This is a genomic window from Komagataeibacter kakiaceti JCM 25156 (genome assembly GCF_000613305.1).
Window position 1 is genome coordinate 1 of the sequence record NZ_BAIO01000641.1, and the last position, 1,148, is coordinate 1,148.

Consider the following 1,148-nt stretch of genomic DNA (forward strand, 5'->3'; position numbering starts at 1 on the left):
TCGGTCGCGCCGCCGGTCGCCTGCGGGATGCTGACCTTCACCCCGTCGCGCAGGTGATCGACGCCATCGGTCACCACGCGCTCGCCTTCCTTCACGCCATCGTTCAGCACGGTCATGGTGTCATTGGCGTGGCCGACCTTGACGTTGCGTACCTCCACCGTACTGTCCGCCTTTACGACATAGACGAACTGGCCATTCGGCCCGGTCTGGAGCGCGTTGGTGGGCACCAGCAGGGCGTTGTGGTCGGTGCTGACCAGCAGGTGTGCGTTGACGAACTGGTTGGGGAAAAGTTCTTCCTGCGTGTTGGCGAAGATCGCACGCATGCGCACCGTGCCGGTGGAGGTGTCGATCTGACTGTCCAGCACGCTGACCTGACCGGTCGCGATCCTGTTGAGGTTGGCGCTGTCCCATGCCTCCACCGGCAGCGGCGTGCCCTGGCGCAGGCGGTCGGCCACGGGGCCGATGTCGTTTTCAGGCAGGGTGAAGATGACCGAGATCGGCTGCATCTGCGTCAGGATCACCAGCCCGTTGGTCTGGCCCGCCGTGATGTAGTTGCCCATGTCCACCTGACGGATGCCCACGCGGCCATCCACCGGGGCCAGGATGTGGCAGTAGGTGATCTGGAGCTTCTCGTTATCCACCAGCGCCTGATCGGATTTGACCGTGCCTTCGAGTTGCTCGACCTTGTACTGCTGGTCCTTGGCCGTCATGGCGGCGACGCTGTTCTGGCGGATCAGGCGCTGGTAGCGCGCATTGTCCACGCGCGCGGCGGCAAGCTGGGCTTGATCCTGCTCAAGCTGGCCCTGGTACTGCGCCAGCAGCACGTCATAGGGGCGGGTGTCGATCAGGGCCAGCAGGTCGCCCTTGTGCACATGCTGGCCTTCGGTGAACAGCACCTGCATCAGATAACCGTCAATACGTGACTGCACGGTCACGTTGGTGATGGGAACAACCGTGCCCAGTTCCGTCAGGATCACGGGCATGTCGCCACGCCCCACGGTCGCGACCGCGACGGGCTGGTCGCCGCTGCGGGCATGTTTATTCGTGCGGGTATGGGGGCGGAGAAAAGCGACAGCCAGGACAACCGCCAGCACGCCCGCCACGATATAGAACACGCGCCGCCTGTGGGGGGGGGCGGCTGGCGGGGG

The 1,148-nt window shown here is 64.8% G+C and carries 1 protein-coding gene; it reads right to left on the reverse strand.

Features of this window, described 5'->3' with window-relative positions; all coding sequences use genetic code 11:
* The coding region (locus JCM25156_RS17470; protein ID WP_034960752.1) for an MdtA/MuxA family multidrug efflux RND transporter periplasmic adaptor subunit at nucleotides 1-1,148 on the reverse strand (1,148 nt) is incomplete at both ends.